Consider the following 17326-nt stretch of genomic DNA (forward strand, 5'->3'; position numbering starts at 1 on the left):
TTGAACAGGATGTGACACATGCGTAATTTCGATCTGACCCCGCTGTACCGGGCCTCTGTCGGCTTCGACCGTCTGGCCGACGTCATGGACCGCGCCATGACTGCCGACGTGGCCAGCACCACCTATCCCCCCTATAATATCGAGAAGACCGGCGAGGATGCCTATCGCATCTCGATCGCCGTGGCCGGTTTTGCCGCCGACGACCTGAATGTCGAGGTGCGCGATGGCGCCGTGATCGTCTCGGCCCGCAAGGCCGACGAGGACGAAGGCCGGACCTTCCTGCATCGCGGCATCGCGACGCGTGCGTTCGAGCGCAAGTTCACGCTGGCCGACCATGTCCGCGTCGAGGGCGCCAGCCATGTCGACGGGATGCTGCATATCGACCTGGTCCGCGAGATCCCCGAGGCGCTGAAGCCGCGCCGGATCGAGATCGCCAAGACGCCGGCCCGGGTTGGCAAACTGGACGCCTGATTGCGTCCCGCGACGGCCGGGGGGCCAGCCCCCCGGACCCCCCGTCCGCCCGCGTTCCGATGGGAAGGCCGCGTCACCCGACGCGGCCTTTTGCGCCTAGAGCCTGCGGCGTGCGCGCAGGGCGGCGGTGATGGTGCCGTCGTCGAGGTAGTCCAGCTCTCCTCCGATGGGCACGCCTTGGGCCAGCCCGGTGACGGTGACCGACGTCCCCTCCAGCGCATCGGCGATGTAATGGGCGGTGGTCTGGCCGTCGACGGTGGCGTTCAGCGCCAGGATCACCTCGGTGATCGTCTCATCGTGGATGCGTGACAGAAGGGTGGGGATGCCCAGATCGTCGGGCCCCACATCGTCCAGCGCCGACAGCGTGCCGCCCAGCACGTGATACCGGCCGCGGAAGGCCCGGCCCCGTTCCAGCGCCCACAGATCGGCGACATCCTGGACCACGCAGATCTCTCCGGTCGCGCGCGCCGGATCGGTGCAGATCGCGCATTCGTCGCGGTCGGTGATATTGCCGCAGACCACGCATTCGCGCGAATTCTGCGCCACCCGGTCCAGCAGATGCGACAGCTGGACCATCTGCTGGCTGCGCTTGCGCACCAGCTGCAGCACGATGCGGCGGGCCGATCGTGGACCCAGGCCCGGCAGCCGCGCCATCAGCGCGATCAGCGCCTGGATGTCGTCGCTGCCCTGGTCCATGCCGATCAGAAGGGCAGTTTCATGCCGGGGGGCAGGCCCAGGCCCTCGGTCAGGCGGGCCATCTCGGATTGCATCTTTTCCTCGGCGGCGCGTTGGGCGTCCTTGATGGCGGCCAGGATCAGGTCCTCGACCACCTCCTTTTCCGACGGCACGAAGATCGACGGGTCGATGTCCAGCGCGGTCAGTTCGCCCTTGGCGGTGCAGGTCGCCTTGACCAGGCCCGCGCCGGACTGGCCGGTCACGGTGATGCGGGCCATGTCCTCCTGGATCTGGCCCATCTTGTCCTGCATGTCCTTGGCGGCCTTCATCATCTTGGCCATGTCGCCAAAGCCGCCCAATCCCTTGATCATCGCTCAGTCCTCATCTTCGAAGGGGTCCCATTCCTCGACCTCGGCCACAGGGCCTTGGCTGCCGTCATGGGGGTTGGCCGCGCCGTCGGCCAGGTCGGCCGTGTCGGGTTCAGGTGCGGCGCGGGTCACGCGGGTCAGCGTGGCGCCCGGAAACGCCGCCATGACCTGCTGCACGATGGGCAGGGTCAGGGCGCGTTCGCGGGCGGCACGGGCCTCGGCGTCGCGGGTCTCCGCAATGGTGGGGGCGCCGTCCTCGTTGGTGATGGTGACTGCCCACCGCTGCCCGGCGGTCCAGCCGCGCAGGCGCTCGGCCAGCCGTTGCGCCAGATCGGTGGGCGGGTTGTTGCGTGGCTGATACTCGATGCGGCCGGGGCTGTAGCGCACCAGCGCCACGTGGCGTTCCACGAGCACCAGCAGGGTCATGTCGCGCATTCGGGTGATCAGCTCCACGACCGAGGCGAAGTCGGGATAGCTTTCGACCAGCTCGGGCGCCACGGCCAGCACATGGGCCGCGGCACCGTGCGCCTGGACCGCCGGTGCCGGGCGGGCGCGGCGCATCGCCTGCGGGGCTTGGGCCGCGGGCGCGCCCGCCACCGAAGGTCCGCGTGCGAACTCTCCCGCCGTTTGCGCCTGTTGGACGCGGCGGATCAGTGCCTCGGGGTCGGGCAGGTCGGCCACATGGGTCAGGCGGATCACGGCCATCTCGGCGGCCATCATCGCGTTGGGCGCGGCGGACACCTCCTCCAGGGCCTTCAGCAGCAGCTGCCACATCCGCGACATGACCCGCATCGGCAGGCGGTCGGCCAGATCCTTGCCCCGCGCCCGCTCGTCCGGAGAGATGGTCGGATCGTCCAGCGCCCCCGGCGTGATCTTGACCACCGAAATCCAATGCGTGATCTCGGCCATGTCGCGCAGCACCGCGACCGGATCGGCGCCATCGGCATATTGCGACTGCAGCTCGGTCAGTGCCGATGCGGCATCGCCGCGCATCACCATCTCGAACAGGTCGATCACGCGGCCCCGATCGGCCAAGCCCAGCATGGCGCGCACCTGATCGGCGGTGGTCTCCCCGGCGCCCTGGCTGCCCGCGCTGTGGCTGATGGCCTGGTCCAGCAGGCTGGTCGCGTCGCGGGCCGACCCTTCGGCGGCGCGGGTGATCAGCGCCAGCGCATCCTCGGTGATGGTCGCGCCCTCGGCGGTGGCGATGCGTTGCAGCAGCGCGATCATCACCTCGGGCTCGATCCGGCGCAGGTCGAACCGCTGGCAGCGCGACAGGACGGTGACCGGAACCTTGCGGATTTCTGTCGTCGCAAAGATGAACTTCACGTGCGGGGGCGGCTCCTCCAGCGTCTTCAGCAGCGCGTTGAACGCGCTGGTGGACAGCATGTGGACCTCGTCGATGATGTAGATCTTGTAGCGCGCCGATGCCGCCCGGTAATGCACCGATTCGATGATCTCGCGGATGTCGCCCACGCCGGTGCGCGATGCGGCGTCCATCTCCATCACGTCGACATGGCGGCCTTCGGCGATGGCCACGCAATGCTCGCAGATGCCGCAGGGTTCGGTCGTGGGGCCGCCTTGGCCGTCGGGGCCGATGCAGTTCATGCCCTTAGCGATGATGCGCGCGGTCGTCGTCTTGCCGGTGCCGCGAATGCCGGTCATCACGAAGGCCTGCGCGATGCGGTCGGCGGCGAATGCGTTCTTTAGCGTGCGGACCATCGCGTCCTGTCCGACCAGGTCGGCGAACGTCTCGGGCCGGTATTTCCGGGCCAGAACCTGGTAGGCGGGCTTGGTGTCGGTCATCGATCCCTCGGGTGTCGCGCCACCTTAGCGGGGCGCCGCAGGGGCCACAACCGGATCAGGCGGCCAGCAGCCCGATGCCGCGCGCGCCCGCGATCAGGTCGGTCGCCAGATAGTCGGCGTAATCGCCCGACAGCGGCACCATGTCGGGCACCTGCACCACGGTCATGCCGGCCGCCCGCGCGGCCAGCGCGCCCACATCGCTGTCCTCGAAGGCCAGGCAGCGGGCCGGGTCGATCCCCAGACGATCCGCCGCCAGCAGATAGACGTCGGGCGCGGGCTTGGGGCTGGGCACGTCGCTGCGGGTCACAACGATGTCAAAGCTGTCGGTCAGCCCGGCAGCGGCCAGTTTCTCGCGCGCCTGATCGGCGGTGCTGGAGGTGGCTATGGCAAAGGGCAGCCCCGCGGCCCGCAGCGCGTCCAGCAGCGTGCCGACATGGGGGCGCAGGGGGATGCCGTCGCGGTCGCGGCGTTCGATCAGGGCCTCGGCCCAAAGGCGGTCCAGATGGGCAAAGTCGAAATCGGCGCCCAGCTGTTCGCGCAGCATCCCGCGCGAGGTCGGCTCGTCGATGCCCACCAGCGAGGCCAGCAGCCCCTCGGGCGCGGGGCGTCCCATGCGGGCCAGCGCCGCCTCTCCGGTTTAGATGGTCATCTGTTCGGTGGCCAGCAGGGTGCCATCCAGGTCAAAGATCACGGCATCGAAACGGCGGGTCATGGGCGGTCCTTTCAGGTCTGTCAGACGCTAACATGGGCGCGCGGGCGGCAACAGGCAAGGCACCGCATGGCAGCCCTGCGCCCCGGGAAGGGGCGCTCAGCGATGCCCGACCCAGCCCCGGTCGTCAGTCAGGGCGCGGCCCGGCGCGATCCGGACGCGCTGATATCCGGGGGGCAGCCCGTCCAGCGCCCGAAGGGGCGTCGGGGACGCGGCCAGCACGATATTGGCCCGCCCGCGTCCGCTGACCGGGCTTTGTGCGGCCTCGACATGCGGCCAAAGCTCCGCCAGAATCGCGTGGATGCCGCGTGCCAGTGGGCCATCCGGCGCGTCGATCAGGTTCACATAGACCGGGCCGTCCACGATGGCCCGCAGCCGCTGATAGGTTTCGCGCGTGGCCAGGTGTGCGGGTACCGAGCCCGAGGAAAAGGCATCCATCACCGCCCCGTCAAAACGCTGGTCGGTCTGGTTCAGGTACACCCGCCCGTCGGCATGCACGACCTGCAGCCGCGCCGCCGCCGGGTCGGGGGCGGGCTGTTCCGCGATCATCGCGGCGGCCCAGGGCATGTGCTGGCGCACCACGCGGGTGATCAGCGGGTCGATCTCGACCGCGACGGCCCGGGCTGCGGGGCGCGACGACAGCAGCGCCGTGGGCAGGCTGTAACCGCCGCCACCGATGAACAGGACCGAAGGCGCGGGCCCCAGATCGGCATCCATCCGCGCCCACAGCCACCGGGTATAGGGCATGACCATCCGGTCGTCCGGACCCTCCGCGTCGGTGCCGGGCGCCATCCGTTCGGCGGCCTGCTGGGTGCGGTCGGAATACAGATAGACCGCATCGCCATGGCGCCGGACATCGACGCAGGACATCCCGGATTCGTATCGGCACATCGGCCCGCTGGCGGCGATTGCGGCGACCACCAGCCCCCCCAGCACCACCGCCACGACCGTTCCGGGCCGCCGGGCCATCCCGCCCGGAGCGGAGGCCCCGCCCCGGATCAGCGGCACGCAGAGCAGCACCGCCGCCGCGCATCCGGCAAAGGTCGCGACCGAGCCGATCAGCGGCAGGGCGACGAAGCCCGCCAGCACCGCCCCCAGGATCGCGCCCAGAGAGCCCGCTGCCAGCACCATCCCCAGGGACGAGCCCTCTCGCCCCGGACGGGCCTCGACCGCCAGCCGGGCCAAGAAGGGCGAGGGAAAGCTGACCAGGACCGAGGCGGGCAGAAAGGCCAGGATGACGGCCAGCAGCATGCCGCCCGTCTCTCGGGCGCCCAGGGCATAGATCAGGCTGAGGACGGCGGGCGACAGCGCCATCAGCACCGCCGTGGCGATCAGCGCCAGACGCACCGTACGGGCGGCGACCGCTGCGTCCCGTTCGGCCACCAGCCCGCCAAGCGCGCTGCCAAGCGAGAACCCCGCCAGGATGGTCGCAATGACGGTCGTCCAGGTCACCAGGGACGTGCCGAAGAACGGCGCCAGCACCCGACCGGCGGCGATCTCGTAGGTCAGCCCGACCGCGGACAGAACAAGGATCAGGGCGATCGTGGTCCAGAACCGCATGGAGCTTCCTTGGCGAATGACACGCGCCTGCCTGCCATGTTTCGCGCGCGGCGACCAGAGTGCGGGCGGCATGGTATGAGGGGGTGGGTGAGAGGCTGGACAACGACCCAGGCGGGGCTCGTTACGGCTGCTTCCTTCCGGACCTGACCGATTTGGCGAGGCGCTTGCCCGCGCCAACCTCTCGGGCGCACAGATAGGATGGTCGCGCGACGGATGCAAGCCCGCACGCGCCCTAGAGGGTGAGGCGCATCATCGCGAATCCGTCCGGGCCGATGCCCAGACCCTCCAGCCGGTCGGGCTCGGGCAGGGGGCGGTCCAGGGCTATGGGGGCGGTCTCGAACAGGACCGAGGTGTCGGGCTGGGGCACGAAGGTCCAGTTCGGGCGGTCAGGGACGCGGATGCAACGCTGACGGCGGACATAGCGGCGCAGCACGTCGCGGGTCATCGCGTCGCGGTCCAGAATGACCGTGTTGCGCGCCACCAGAGGGCTGAACAGCCCGCAGGTCGCCAGCCGATACGAGTTGGTCGCCAGCACGAAGATCTGGTCGTCGGCGACCGGGCGGGTCTGCCAGGTCAGGTCGCGGATGCGCGCGGCATCGGCGCAGGCCAGCCGCCCGTCGGGGTGGAACCGCGCGGGCACCGACAGGTCGATGCGCCAGCTGATCCCGTCGATCACGTCGAAATTATAGGCCGGGAAATCGGGGTTCAGCAGGGTGGCGTCACGGCTGCCGGGGGGGATGTGGTTGAACAGGCTGGCCGAGCGTTCCAGCCACCCGCGCAACTGCGCGCCGGTCAAGCGAATCGCGGTGATGCGGTTCGGGAAGGAATAGAGATCGGCCAGGTGGCGCAGGCTGAGCGTGCCTGCCGGTACATCGGTGTAATGCTGCGGCCCGCCCCGTCCCCCCGCCCGATAGGGGGCCGATGCCGACAGCACCGGCAGCCCCTCATGCGCGGTGCCGGCCAGCCGCTGGCGGACATGCCAGCGCTGCGCCAGGTTCACCAGCCGCAGGCCGCGATCATGGCCGATGACGGCGAAATGGCTGTTCAGAGCCGAGGCCGACCGTCCGATGCGCGTGGACAGCTGGCGCAATGTGGCGCGGTGGGCGGCAGCCACCGGTCGGGCCACCAGCGCCGAAGCGGGGGTGGCGGGGGCCACGGCCTCGGTCCGGGCGGAGAAGCTCGCGACCGTCAGGCGGCCTTGGGGGTCGGTGGTGAAATGCAGGTCGATCACCCCCAGATGCGACCCGCCGAAACCGGGCATTACCGCGGGTTTGCCAGACAGCGTGCCGCGAAGCGCGTCGATGCCCGGGCGCCCCTGCCAGCGGGGGCCGGGAAAGACCTCGTGGGTGTGGCCCGCGACCAGCACGTCGATGCCGGGCAGGGTGGCCAGCGCATGGGCCGCATGCTCCATCCGCGGGGTGGGGTCGGGCGGGCCGATGCCAGTATGGGCCAGGGCCACGACCAGGTCGACGCCGGTCGTCTCGCGCAGGCGGGGCACCAGGCGGCGGGCGCAGTCCATGATGTCGTCGCTGTGCATCAGGGGGCGCAGGTCCTGGTCCCATTCCTCGGTCTGCGGGGGCAGGAACCCGATGATCCCGATGCGCAGCGGGTGGCGGTTGCCCTGGGGGTCGGTCAGAGACCGGTCGATCACGCAGAACGATGCAAAATCGGGCCCGCGCCGCATCGACAGGTTGGCCGCCAGCACCGGAAAGCGCGCCCGCGCCACGGTGCGCCGCAGAAAGGTCAGGCCAAAGTTGAAGTCGTGATTGCCAAGCGCCGCTGCATCATAGCCAAGGGCGTTCATGGCCGCGATGGCGGGATGCGTGTCCGGAAACAGCGACGCGCGTCGCGCCACCAGATCGCCCATGGGTCCGCCCTGCAGGAAATCGCCGTTGTCCAGCAGCAGACAGGCCCGCACCTCGGCCCGGCGGGCCTGGATCAGCGACGCGGTGCGCGCCAGCCCGATCCGGTCGGAGGGGCGATCCGCCAGATAGTCATAGGGCAACAGGTGCATGTGCAGGTCGCTGGTCGCCAGGATGCGAAGGGTCATGCTGTCCGGCGGCACGGAACCCGCATGATGGGGGCCCGCAGGATTGTCGATCGGTCGCTTCGTGGCACGGTCAGACATCGGACGGCCCTGGCGTTCTTGGTCTTAGGCGGAAGCCCGCCCGGATGGGCGCTGCACGGTCTTTTGTCTTGATTAACGCATTCGCCTGAAAACAGACAACCCGTGATTGCATTTATTGCACTTTATCAGCCCTCCGGCCCGTCGCGCGAAAACCTGCCCCAATGGACAGGAGATTTTCATCCGGTTTTGTGGCAAAAGGGAAAATTGTAGCAAGTGATGTGTGACAATGCTGACGACTTGGTTGAATACCCAACCCAATCTGGACTATCAGCCGAACGACGGGTCCTTTCCGACGGATGGCCCCGGCATGGTCAGCGGGTTGTTCAAGATGAAGTTTTCGACGCGTATCGATACCGATCTTGCCGCCGAACGTCTGTTCGAGACGATCGGCAATTTCGACGCGCTTGAACGGATGCTGATCAGCAGGGGGGCCAGCGTGTCGCGCATCGACCCCTCTCTGGAGCCGGGAATCGGCATGGGCTGGAACATCGGGTTCGACTGGCGCGGCAAGCCGCGCAAGCTGCGCCTGGCGGTCACCCGGTTCGACCGGCCGGAACAAATGACCATGGCCGGACGGTCCGACGCGCTGGAGCTGGGCATCATCGCCACCGTCGTCGCGCTGAGCCGCGCGCGGTCGCGCCTGATCTTCGAGACCGAGGTCAAGCCGCGCAACATGAAGGCCCGCCTGATGCTGCAGACCGCCAAGCTGGGCAAGTCGCAGCTGGACCGCCGCTATCAGCGCCGGATCGAGGAATTCGTCCAGCAGATGAGCGGCTCTCCGGCCTGACCGGCCCTGCGGTTATTCGGGCGTCGTGGCCTGACGCTGCGCCTCGCGCAGCGGATCAGCGGGATAGACGCCCAGGATGTCCAGCATAGAGGTATAATAACGCAGCTCCTCCAGGGCGCGGGCGACGTTGGCGTCCTCCGGGTGGCCCTCGATATCGGCATAGAACTGGGTCGCGGTGAAGACCCCGTCGACCATGTAGCTTTCCAGCTTGGTCATGTTCACGCCATTGGTCGCAAACCCCCCCATCGCCTTGTAGAGCGCCGCCGGAATGTTGCGCACCCGAAAGACAAAGCTGGTCAGCATGCGGTCCGACCGGCGGCGGTCATCGGCCTCGCGTGACATGATCAGGAACCGGGTGGTGTTGTTCTGGCGGTCCTCGATGCGGTCGGCCAGGCGGTCCAGTCCATAGATCTCGCCGGCCAGGGGGGCGGCCAGGGCGGCCAGCGACGGATTGCCGCGCGCCGCGACCTCCTTGGCCGATCCCGCGGTGTCGGCGCCGGTCAGCGCGCGGATGTCATGGCGGCGCAGAAAGCCGCGGCACTGGCCCAGCAGGACGGTGTGGCTCATCGCCTCGCGGACCTGGTCCAGGGTGGTGCCGGGCACGGCCAGCAGGCTGATATGGACGCGCACGAAGGCCTCGTCGATGATCCGCAGGCCGGATTCGGGCAGCAGGTGATGGATATCGGCCACGCGGCCATAGGTCGAATTCTCGACCGGCAGCATGGCCAGATCGGCCGCATTGCTTCGCACGGCCTCGACCACATCCTCGAAGGTTCGGCAGGGCAGGGGGGTCATGTCGGGGCGCGCGCTGCGGCAGGCCTCGTGGCTGTAGGCGCCCGGCTCTCCCTGAAAGGCAATGCGATTCGTGGTCATGACAGGGCCCCCGCTGTCCTAAATTTGAGCGTGCGAGGGTAACTATACCTTGATCCTTGAAAGCGAAAGCGGATAGATACCGCTCGACTTGACGAGCTTACCAAGGCGGGGACCGCACGCGATGTTCAATACCATGACCCTGACCAAGGCAGCCGGAGCCTTCATCGGCGCGCTGCTGTTCCTCATGCTGGCCAACTGGGCGGCAAGCGCGCTGTTCCATGTCGGCCATGGGGGCGGTCACGGCGACGACGAGATCGCGCAGGCCTACACCATCCCGGTCCCCGAGACCGCCGCATCCGACGCCGGCGCCGGCGAGGAGGTCGTCGATTTCGAGGCGCTGATGGCCTCGGCCGATCTGGCCCAGGGCGAGCGGGAATGGGCCAAGTGCCGGTCCTGCCACCAGCTGAACGGCAATGACGGCGTGGGTCCGCACCTGAACGGCGTCGTGGACCGCGACAAGGCGTCCATCGCCGGGTTCAACTATTCCTCGGCCGCGCAGGACATGCCCGGCGTCTGGACCCCCGAGAACCTGTTCGAATTCATCGAGAACCCGCGCGGCTACATGCCCGGCACCGCCATGAGCTTCGCGGGCATCCGCGACAACCAGGCCCGCGCCAGCCTGATCGCCTTCCTCGAAGCGAACCCCTGATCCGGCACGCCCGTCGCGAACCATCAGAACCCCGGCCGATGCCGGGGTTTTTGCTGTCCGAGGCCCTGCGACATGGCGTGCATTGCCGCCGCCCCATGTTCACGAAATCGCGGCTTGATGGGCGGTGGGGTGCTGGCCTAGCCTTCCCTCCGATCCAGGGGAGTGAACGATGCGCCAGACTGTCCCGAATATCCTGCTGACCGCGCTGACGGCGCTGTGGCTGACCGGCCCGGCCCAGGCCCAGGAGGCATCGCAAGGGGACCCGGCGCAGGAGGCGGTGATCAATGCGCATGGCGTGTCGGTCTTTGACGCCCTGCGTCTGCCCGCCGACTTTCAGCATCTGCCTTATGTGAACCCCGACGCCCCCAAGGGCGGAGAGATGTCGCAGGCCATCCCCAACTCCACGGGCTTTGACAACTTCAACCCCTTCACCTTTCGCGGGCGGGCGGCGGCCTTGGCCTCGATGCCGCTCGAGACGATCCTGACCGGCACGGCGGACGAGATGGGCGCGGCCTATTGCCTGCTGTGCGAGACGATCGAGTATCCTGAAAGCCGCGATTGGGTGATCTTCAACCTCCGCCCCGAGGCCCGGTTCAGCGACGGCACACCCCTGACGGCGCATGACGTGCTGTTCAGCTATGAGACGCTGCGCGACCAGGGCCTGTCCAGTTTCCGCATGGTGCTGGGCCAGCAGGTCACCGGGACCGAGGTTCTGGACGATCACCGCATCCGCTTTGATTTCGCCGAAGACATCCCGCGCCGCGAGGTGATCCAGCTGGTCGGCGGACTGCCTGTCTTCAGCCGCGCCGATTTCGAGGCGAACGACCGCAGCCTGGAGCAGACGTCGCAGACGGCCTTCCTTGGGTCGGGGCCTTATGTCTTTGACCGGGCGGACACGAACCGCTTTGTCGCCTATCGCCGCAATCCCGATTATTGGGGCGCCGACCTGCCGATCAATCGCGGGCGCTTCAACTTCGACACGATCCGCATTGAATATTTCTCGGATTATGATGCGGCCTTCGAGGCGTTCAAGGCCGGGCTCTACCTGTTCCGCCGCGAGGTCAGCAGCCGGTCCTGGGCGATCGGCTATGACTTCCCGGCGCTGAACGCGGGTCATGTCGTCAAGGAGGCCCTGCCGGACGGCACCGTCGCCTCGGGGCAGGCCTGGGTGCTGAACCTGCGCCGCCCGATCTGGCAGGACATCCGCGTCCGCGAGGCGATCGGGCTGATGTTCAACTTCGAATGGACGAACCAGACGCAGTTCTACGGCCTCTACAACCGGGTCGAGAGCTTTTGGGACAACAGCGACCTGAAGGCCGAGGGCGTCCCCGAGGGCGCGGAACTGGCCCTGCTGGAGCCCGTCGCGGGGGACCTGCCCGACGGTATCCTGACCGAGGAGGCCGTCACCGCCCCCGTGTCGGGCGAGCGGCAGATGGACCGGGGCAACCTGCGCCGCGCCGCCGCCCTGCTGGAGGAGGCGGGCTGGGTGACGGGCAGCGACGGGCTGCGCCGCAATGCGGCCGGTCAGGTCCTGCGGCTGGAGATCCTGAACGACAGCCAGACCTTTGACCGGGTGATCAACCCCTTCGTCGAAAACCTGCGCGCCCTGGGCATCGACGCGTTCAACAGCCGCGTCGACAATGCCGAATACGAGAATCGCAAGCGCAGCTTTGATTTCGACATGATCGGCGATCATCTGGGCCAACCCGAGATCCCCGGCACCGGCCTGCAGCAGTATTTCGGCTCGAACGCGGTGGATGACGTCTTCAACGTCATGGGGCTGGCCAATCCCGCGATCGACCGGCTGATCACCCATGCCGCCGCCGCTGAGACGCGCGAGGATCTGCTGCCCGCGGTCCACGCCCTGGACCGGGCGCTGCGGGCGCTGCATTTCTGGGTGCCGCAATGGTACAACCCCGATCACCTTGTCGCCTATTTCGACATTTATGACCGGCCTGACGAACTGCCGCCCTATGCCTTGGGCGAGATGGATTTCTGGTGGTACGACGCGGCCAAGGCCGAGGCGCTGCGCGCGGCGGGCGCGCTGCGGCGCTGAGGGCGCGGCTTGATTTCCGACAGCGAAAGGCCCACAAGGCCGGATAACCAGACGGCCCCGACAAGGGGCGGACACCAGGGGAAGGGCAGGGGCTGATGGGTGCCTATATCCTGCGGCGATTGCTGCTGATCATCCCGACATTACTCGGCATCATGGTGGTCAATTTCACGCTGACGCAGTTCGTGCCGGGCGGGCCCATCGAACAGATCGCGGCCCAGATCCAGGGCGAGGGCGATGCGTTCCGCAACATCTCGGGCGGGGGCGACGGCGGCCAGCAGGCGGTGCCCACCGGATACGAGGGCGCGCGGGGGCTGCCGCCCGAATTCATCGCCCAGTTGGAGCGGGAATTCGGCTTTGACAAACCCCCGGTGGAACGCTTTCTGTCGATGCTGTGGAACTATCTGCGGTTCGATTTTGGCACCTCGTGGTTCCGCTCGATCAGCGTGATGGACCTGGTGCTGGAGAAGATGCCGGTCTCGATTACGCTGGGGCTGTGGTCCACGCTGATCGCCTATGTCATCTCGATCCCGCTGGGCATCCGCAAGGCGGTGCGCGACGGGTCGCGGTTCGACACCTGGACCTCGGGCGTGATTATCATGGCCTATGCGATCCCGGCCTTCCTGTTCGCGGTGCTGCTGATGGTGCTGTTCGCGGGCGGCAGCTATTGGCAGATCTTTCCACTGCGCGGCCTGACATCGGACAATTTCGCGGACCTGTCCCTGTGGGGCAAGGTCAAGGACTATGCCTGGCACGCCTTCCTGCCGGTCATGGCCGCGACGATCAGCAGTTTCGCCACGCTGACGCTGCTGACCAAGAACAGCTTTCTGGACGAGATCAACAAGCAATACGTCATCACCGCCCGCGCCAAGGGCCTGACCGAACGCCGCGTGCTGTATGGCCATGTGTTCCGCAACGCGATGCTGATCGTGATCGCGGGCTTTCCGGCGATGTTTCTGGGCGTGTTCTTCGGGTCGTCGATCCTGATCGAGACGATTTTTTCGCTGGACGGGCTGGGGCGCCTGGGCTTTGAGGCGGCGGTCCAGCGCGACTATCCGGTGATCTTCGGCACGCTTTACGTGTTCGGGCTGATGAGCCTTGTCGTCGGGATTCTGTCGGACCTGATGTATGTCTTTGTCGATCCGCGCATCGATTTCGAAAAGAGGGCCGGCTGATGGCCATGTCGGAACTGAACCGCCGCCGGCTGCGCAATTTCCGCCGCAACGGCCGGGCCTTCTGGTCGCTGGTGATCTTTTCGGTGCTGTTCGTGACCGCGATGTTCGCCGAGATTGTGGCGAACGACAAACCCATCGTCGTCCGCTATCAGGGCGACCTGTACTGGCCGGCCTATAATTTCTACCCCGAGACCGCGTTCGGCGGCGATTTCGGGACCGAGGCGATCTATCGCGACGAAGCCGTCCAGTGCCTGATCATCAGCGGCGGCCGCGAGGCCTGCTGGGACGACCCCGAAGGGCTGATCGAGGCCGTGCAGACCGGCGTCAGCGATGTCCCCCGGGCCGAGCAGGGCTGGATGATCTGGCCGCCGATCCCCTATCATTATCGCACCATCAACAATGTGGGCACCGCGCCAAGCGCGCCCGACGGCAACCACCTGCTGGGCACCGACGACACGGCGCGCGACGTGCTGGCGCGGGTGATCTACGGGTTCCGCACCTCGATCCTGTTCACGCTGATCGTGACGGCGATCGCCTCGACCATCGGCATCGCGGCGGGGGCGATCCAGGGCTATTTTGGCGGGCGGACCGACCTGGTGTTCCAGCGCGTGCTGGAGATCTGGGCCTCGACGCCGGGGCTTTATGTCATCATCATTCTGTTCGCGATCCTGGGGCGCAGCTTCTGGCTGCTGGTGTTTGTCACCATCCTGTTCGGCTGGCCCGCGCTCGTCGGCGTGGTCCGGGCCGAATTCCTGCGCGCACGCAATTTCGAATATGTCCGCGCCGCCCGCGCCCTGGGGGTCAGCGACCGCAAGATCATGTTCCGCCACATCCTGCCCAACGCGATGGTCGCCACGCTGACCATGCTGCCCTTTGTGGTGACCGGCACGATCAGCGGGTTGGCCGCGCTGGATTATCTGGGATACGGCCTGCCCGCCGGATCGGCCTCGCTTGGGGAAATGGCGCTGCAGGCGAAACAGAACCTGCAGGCGCCGTGGCTGGCCTTCACCTCGTTCTTCACCTTCGCGATCATGCTGTCGCTCTTGGTGTTCATCTTCGAGGGCATCCGCGATGCCTTTGACCCGCGAAAGACGTTTCGATGACAGACCGGCCGATGCCAGCCGACACGGGGACCGTGACGCCCATCCGCCCGGCCGCCGGAGCGCAGGCCGCCATCGCCGAGAGCCATGGCGGCGCCATGCCCGGCGCGCCCCAAACCCATGCCACGCCCGCCCCTGCCAGCGACGCGGTGCTGGCCGTCACCGACCTGCGCATCGGGTTCCGCTCCGAAGGGGCGGTGATTCCGGCGGTCCGCGGCGTCAGCTTCCACATCAACCGCGGCGAGACGGTCGCCATCGTGGGCGAATCCGGCTCGGGCAAATCGGTCACGGCGCTGTCCACGGTGCAGCTGCTTGCCGGGTCGGCGGTGCTGGAGGGGTCGGTCAAATATGCAGGGCGAGAGATGGTCGGCGCCTCCGATCGCGACCTGCGCGCGATCCGCGGCAATGACATCAGCTTCATCTTTCAGGAGCCGATGACCTCGCTGAACCCGCTGCACACGCTGGAAAAGCAGCTGTCGGAAAGCCTGGCGCTGCATCAGGGCCTGTCGGGGGCCCGTGCGCGGGCCCGCATCATCGAGCTGCTGACCCGCGTGGGCATCCGCGACCCCGAGAGCCGTCTGGCCGACTACCCGCACCAGCTGTCGGGTGGGCAGCGTCAGCGCGTGATGATCGCCATGGCCTTGGCCAACGGCCCCGAGCTGCTGATCGCGGATGAACCGACGACCGCGCTGGACGTGACCATCCAGGCGCAGATCCTGGACCTGCTGGCGGAACTCAAGGCGGCCGAGGGGCTGTCGATGCTGTTCATCAGCCACGATCTGGGCATCGTGCGCCGCATTGCCGATCGCGTCTGCGTGATGAAGGATGGAGAGATCGTCGAACAGGGCACGGCCCGCGACATCTTCGCGAACCCCCAGCATCCCTATACGCAAAAGCTGCTGGCGGCCGAACCGCAGGGGCAGGCCGAACCCGTGGCCCCCGACGCGCCCGTCATGGTCGAGACCCGCGACCTCAAGGTCTGGTTCCCGGTCAAGCGCGGCCTGCTGCGCCGGGTCACCGGGCACGTCAAGGCGGTCGATGGCGCGACCCTGACCCTTCGCGCCGGTGAGACCCTTGGCGTGGTGGGCGAATCGGGCTCGGGCAAGACCACGCTGGCCCTCGCGATCATGCGCCTGATCGAAAGCCGGGGGCCGATCCTCTATCTGGGGCAGGACATCCAGGGCTGGGGCGGCGGCCAGCTGCGCCGTCTGCGCCGCGACATGCAGATCGTGTTCCAGGACCCCTATGGCAGCCTGTCGCCCCGCATGACGGTCGAGCAGATCATCACCGAGGGTCTGGGCGTCCACGGGGTCGAGCCGGGCCGCGACCGCCGCCAGATGGTGACCGAGATCATGGCCGAGGTCGGGCTGAACCCCGAGCTGATGCACCGCTATCCGCATGAATTCAGCGGCGGGCAGCGCCAGCGCATTGCCATCGCCCGCGCGATGATCCTGCGTCCCAAGGTCGTCGTCCTGGACGAGCCGACCAGCGCGCTGGACATGACCGTGCAGGTCCAGATCGTGGATCTGCTGCGCGATCTGCAGCGGAAATACGGGCTGGCCTATCTGTTCATCAGCCACGACCTGCGGGTGGTGCGCGCAATGGCGCATCACATCATGGTCATGCGCGCGGGTCTGGTGGTCGAACAGGGCAGCGTGGCCCAGATCTTTGACGCACCAGAGCAGGATTACACCCGCGCCCTGCTGCGGGCGGCGTTTCCGATCCACGAATGAAGATCCTGTTCGTTCACCAGAACTTTCCGGGCCAGTTTCCCCATCTGGCCCCGGCGATGGTCGCGCGGGGGCATCAGGTGCTGGCCCTGACCGATGAGAAGAACCAGCGCCCCAGCCCGATCCGCACCCTGCGCTATAAGGCGCCCACGCCGGTGCAGACCGACAGCGCCCTGGGGCGGACCTATGCCGACCACGCCGAACGCGGGCTGCTGACGGCACGCGGCGCGCGTGCGCTGCGCGACCGGCACGGGTTTCACCCCGACATCATCATCGGTCATCCGGGCTGGGGCGAGACGCTGTTCCTCAAGGAGATCTGGCCCGACGCCACCCTGCTGATCTATGCCGAGCTGATGTATCGCACGCGCGGCCATGACGTGGGCTTCGACCCCGAGATCAGCCCCGACCGGGACGAGGCGCGCTTCATGACCGTGGCCCGGTCGGCGCATCTGATCCAGGCGCTGGTGCAGGCGGACGGGGCGATCGCGCCGACCCGCTATCAGGCCGACAGCTTTCCGCCCGAGCTGCGCGGCAAGATCACCGTGATCCATGACGGCATCGACACCGCACGCGTGGCCCCGGACCCTGGCGCGCGACTGGTGCTGCCCGACGGGCCGACCCTGCGCGCGGGGGATGAGGTGCTGTCCTTTGTGTCGCGGTCGCTGGAGCCTTATCGCGGGTTCCACATCCTGATGCGCGCGCTGCCCGGGGTGCTGGCGGCGCGTCCGCAGGCGCAGGTGGTGCTGGTGGGGGCCGAAGGCACCAGCTATGGCGCCAAGCCCCGCGACGCCAACAGCTGGAAGGACAAGCTGCTGGCCGAGGTCGGCGGCCAGTTGGACCTGTCCCGCGTGCATTTCACCGGGCGGGTGGGCTATGGCGATTATCTGTCGCTGTTGCAGGTGGCACGGGTGCATTGCTATCTGACCTATCCCTTCGTTCTGTCCTGGTCGCTGACCGAGGCGATGGCGGCGGGGACCTATGTCGTGGGTTCCGATACCGAACCGGTGCGCGAGCTGATCACCGATGGGGTGAACGGGCGGCTGGTGCCGTTCTTTGACACGGGCGCACTGTCGGCGGCCCTGATCCGCGGGCTGGAGGGCGACCCGCAGGCCCCCGCGATCCGTGCGGCGGCGCGCGCCACGATCCTGTCGGGCTATGATCTGGCGTCGCAATCGCTGCCGCGTCAGATTGCGTGGGTGGAAAGCCGGGGCGCGATGGGCTAGACCCTTGCGACCCTTCAGA

General features: G+C 67.7%; 15 protein-coding genes and 1 other RNA gene. 8 read left to right on the forward strand and 8 right to left on the reverse strand.

Going from position 1 to position 17326, the window contains the following annotated elements:
* Window positions 1-18 precede the first annotated feature (18 nt).
* The gene (locus ABS73_RS02095) at window positions 19-471 is read left to right on the forward strand and encodes an Hsp20 family protein (RefSeq protein ID WP_277023414.1); all 453 of its coding nucleotides are present in this window, start codon (window positions 19-21) and stop codon (window positions 469-471) included.
* Window positions 472-567: 96 nt separating this feature from the next.
* On the opposite strand, the gene recR is transcribed toward ABS73_RS02095, so the two are convergent.
* The 7 genes from recR to ABS73_RS02130 all read right to left on the reverse strand — a co-directional run bounded on the left by recR (window position 568) and on the right by ABS73_RS02130 (window position 7639).
* Complete coding sequence (gene recR / locus ABS73_RS02100; RefSeq protein ID WP_277023413.1) at window positions 568-1167, reverse strand: recombination mediator RecR; 600 nt, start codon at window positions 1165-1167, stop codon at window positions 568-570.
* 5 nt (window positions 1168-1172) lie between these two features.
* The gene (locus ABS73_RS02105) at window positions 1173-1517 is read right to left on the reverse strand and encodes a YbaB/EbfC family nucleoid-associated protein (RefSeq protein ID WP_136855647.1); all 345 of its coding nucleotides are present in this window, start codon (window positions 1515-1517) and stop codon (window positions 1173-1175) included.
* Between the two features lie 3 nt (window positions 1518-1520).
* Complete coding sequence (locus ABS73_RS02110) at window positions 1521-3320, reverse strand: DNA polymerase III subunit gamma/tau (protein WP_277023412.1); 1800 nt, start codon at window positions 3318-3320, stop codon at window positions 1521-1523.
* A gap of 55 nt (window positions 3321-3375) precedes the next feature.
* Window positions 3376-3933 (reverse strand): HAD family hydrolase, encoded by a 558-nt coding sequence (locus tag ABS73_RS02115; protein WP_277023410.1) that lies wholly within the window; start codon window positions 3931-3933, stop codon window positions 3376-3378.
* Between the two features lie 195 nt (window positions 3934-4128).
* Complete coding sequence (locus ABS73_RS02120) at window positions 4129-5589, reverse strand: fused MFS/spermidine synthase (protein WP_277023408.1); 1461 nt, start codon at window positions 5587-5589, stop codon at window positions 4129-4131.
* An 86-nt stretch (window positions 5590-5675) separates the two neighbouring features.
* Window positions 5676-5772, reverse strand: an RNA gene (gene ffs, locus ABS73_RS02125) — signal recognition particle sRNA small type.
* Between the two features lie 49 nt (window positions 5773-5821).
* Window positions 5822-7639, reverse strand: coding sequence for a bifunctional 2',3'-cyclic-nucleotide 2'-phosphodiesterase/3'-nucleotidase (locus ABS73_RS02130; protein ID WP_277023407.1), 1818 nt, complete (start codon window positions 7637-7639; stop codon window positions 5822-5824).
* 319 nt (window positions 7640-7958) lie between these two features.
* Between ABS73_RS02130 and ABS73_RS02135 the strand changes: the two genes are divergently transcribed.
* Window positions 7959-8504: a hypothetical protein gene (locus ABS73_RS02135; RefSeq protein WP_277023406.1), complete on the forward strand. Its 546-nt coding sequence runs from the start codon at window positions 7959-7961 to the stop codon at window positions 8502-8504.
* Between the two features lie 12 nt (window positions 8505-8516).
* On the opposite strand, the gene ABS73_RS02140 is transcribed toward ABS73_RS02135, so the two are convergent.
* Entirely contained in the window at window positions 8517-9377 is an 861-nt protein-coding gene (locus ABS73_RS02140) for a prephenate dehydratase (RefSeq protein ID WP_277023405.1), read from the reverse strand.
* A gap of 133 nt (window positions 9378-9510) precedes the next feature.
* Between ABS73_RS02140 and ABS73_RS02145 the strand changes: the two genes are divergently transcribed.
* The 6 genes from ABS73_RS02145 to ABS73_RS02170 all read left to right on the forward strand — a co-directional run bounded on the left by ABS73_RS02145 (window position 9511) and on the right by ABS73_RS02170 (window position 17307).
* Window positions 9511-10026 carry a c-type cytochrome gene (locus tag ABS73_RS02145; protein ID WP_338118609.1) on the forward strand — a complete coding sequence of 172 codons (516 nt, stop codon included), beginning with the start codon at window positions 9511-9513 and terminating at the stop codon, window positions 10024-10026.
* A 169-nt stretch (window positions 10027-10195) separates the two neighbouring features.
* The gene (locus tag ABS73_RS02150) at window positions 10196-12082 is read left to right on the forward strand and encodes an extracellular solute-binding protein (RefSeq protein ID WP_277023403.1); all 1887 of its coding nucleotides are present in this window, start codon (window positions 10196-10198) and stop codon (window positions 12080-12082) included.
* 95 nt (window positions 12083-12177) lie between these two features.
* Window positions 12178-13254: a microcin C ABC transporter permease YejB gene (locus ABS73_RS02155; protein ID WP_277023401.1), complete on the forward strand. Its 1077-nt coding sequence runs from the start codon at window positions 12178-12180 to the stop codon at window positions 13252-13254.
* A complete protein-coding gene (locus ABS73_RS02160; RefSeq protein ID WP_277023399.1) occupies window positions 13254-14357 on the forward strand; it encodes an ABC transporter permease in 1104 nt (367 codons plus the stop codon). The genes ABS73_RS02155 and ABS73_RS02160 overlap by 1 nt, the downstream gene beginning before the upstream one ends.
* A gap of 95 nt (window positions 14358-14452) precedes the next feature.
* Entirely contained in the window at window positions 14453-16087 is a 1635-nt protein-coding gene (locus tag ABS73_RS02165) for an ABC transporter ATP-binding protein (protein ID WP_277023446.1), read from the forward strand.
* Window positions 16084-17307 (forward strand): glycosyltransferase, encoded by a 1224-nt coding sequence (locus tag ABS73_RS02170; protein WP_277023397.1) that lies wholly within the window; start codon window positions 16084-16086, stop codon window positions 17305-17307. Before ABS73_RS02165 ends, ABS73_RS02170 begins: the two co-directional genes overlap by 4 nt.
* The last annotated feature ends 19 nt before the right edge of the window (window positions 17308-17326 follow it).

It is taken from the genome of Paracoccus sp. SCN 68-21 (assembly GCF_001724535.1).
GTDB classification, from domain to species: Bacteria; Pseudomonadota; Alphaproteobacteria; order Rhodobacterales; family Rhodobacteraceae; genus Paracoccus; species Paracoccus hibiscisoli.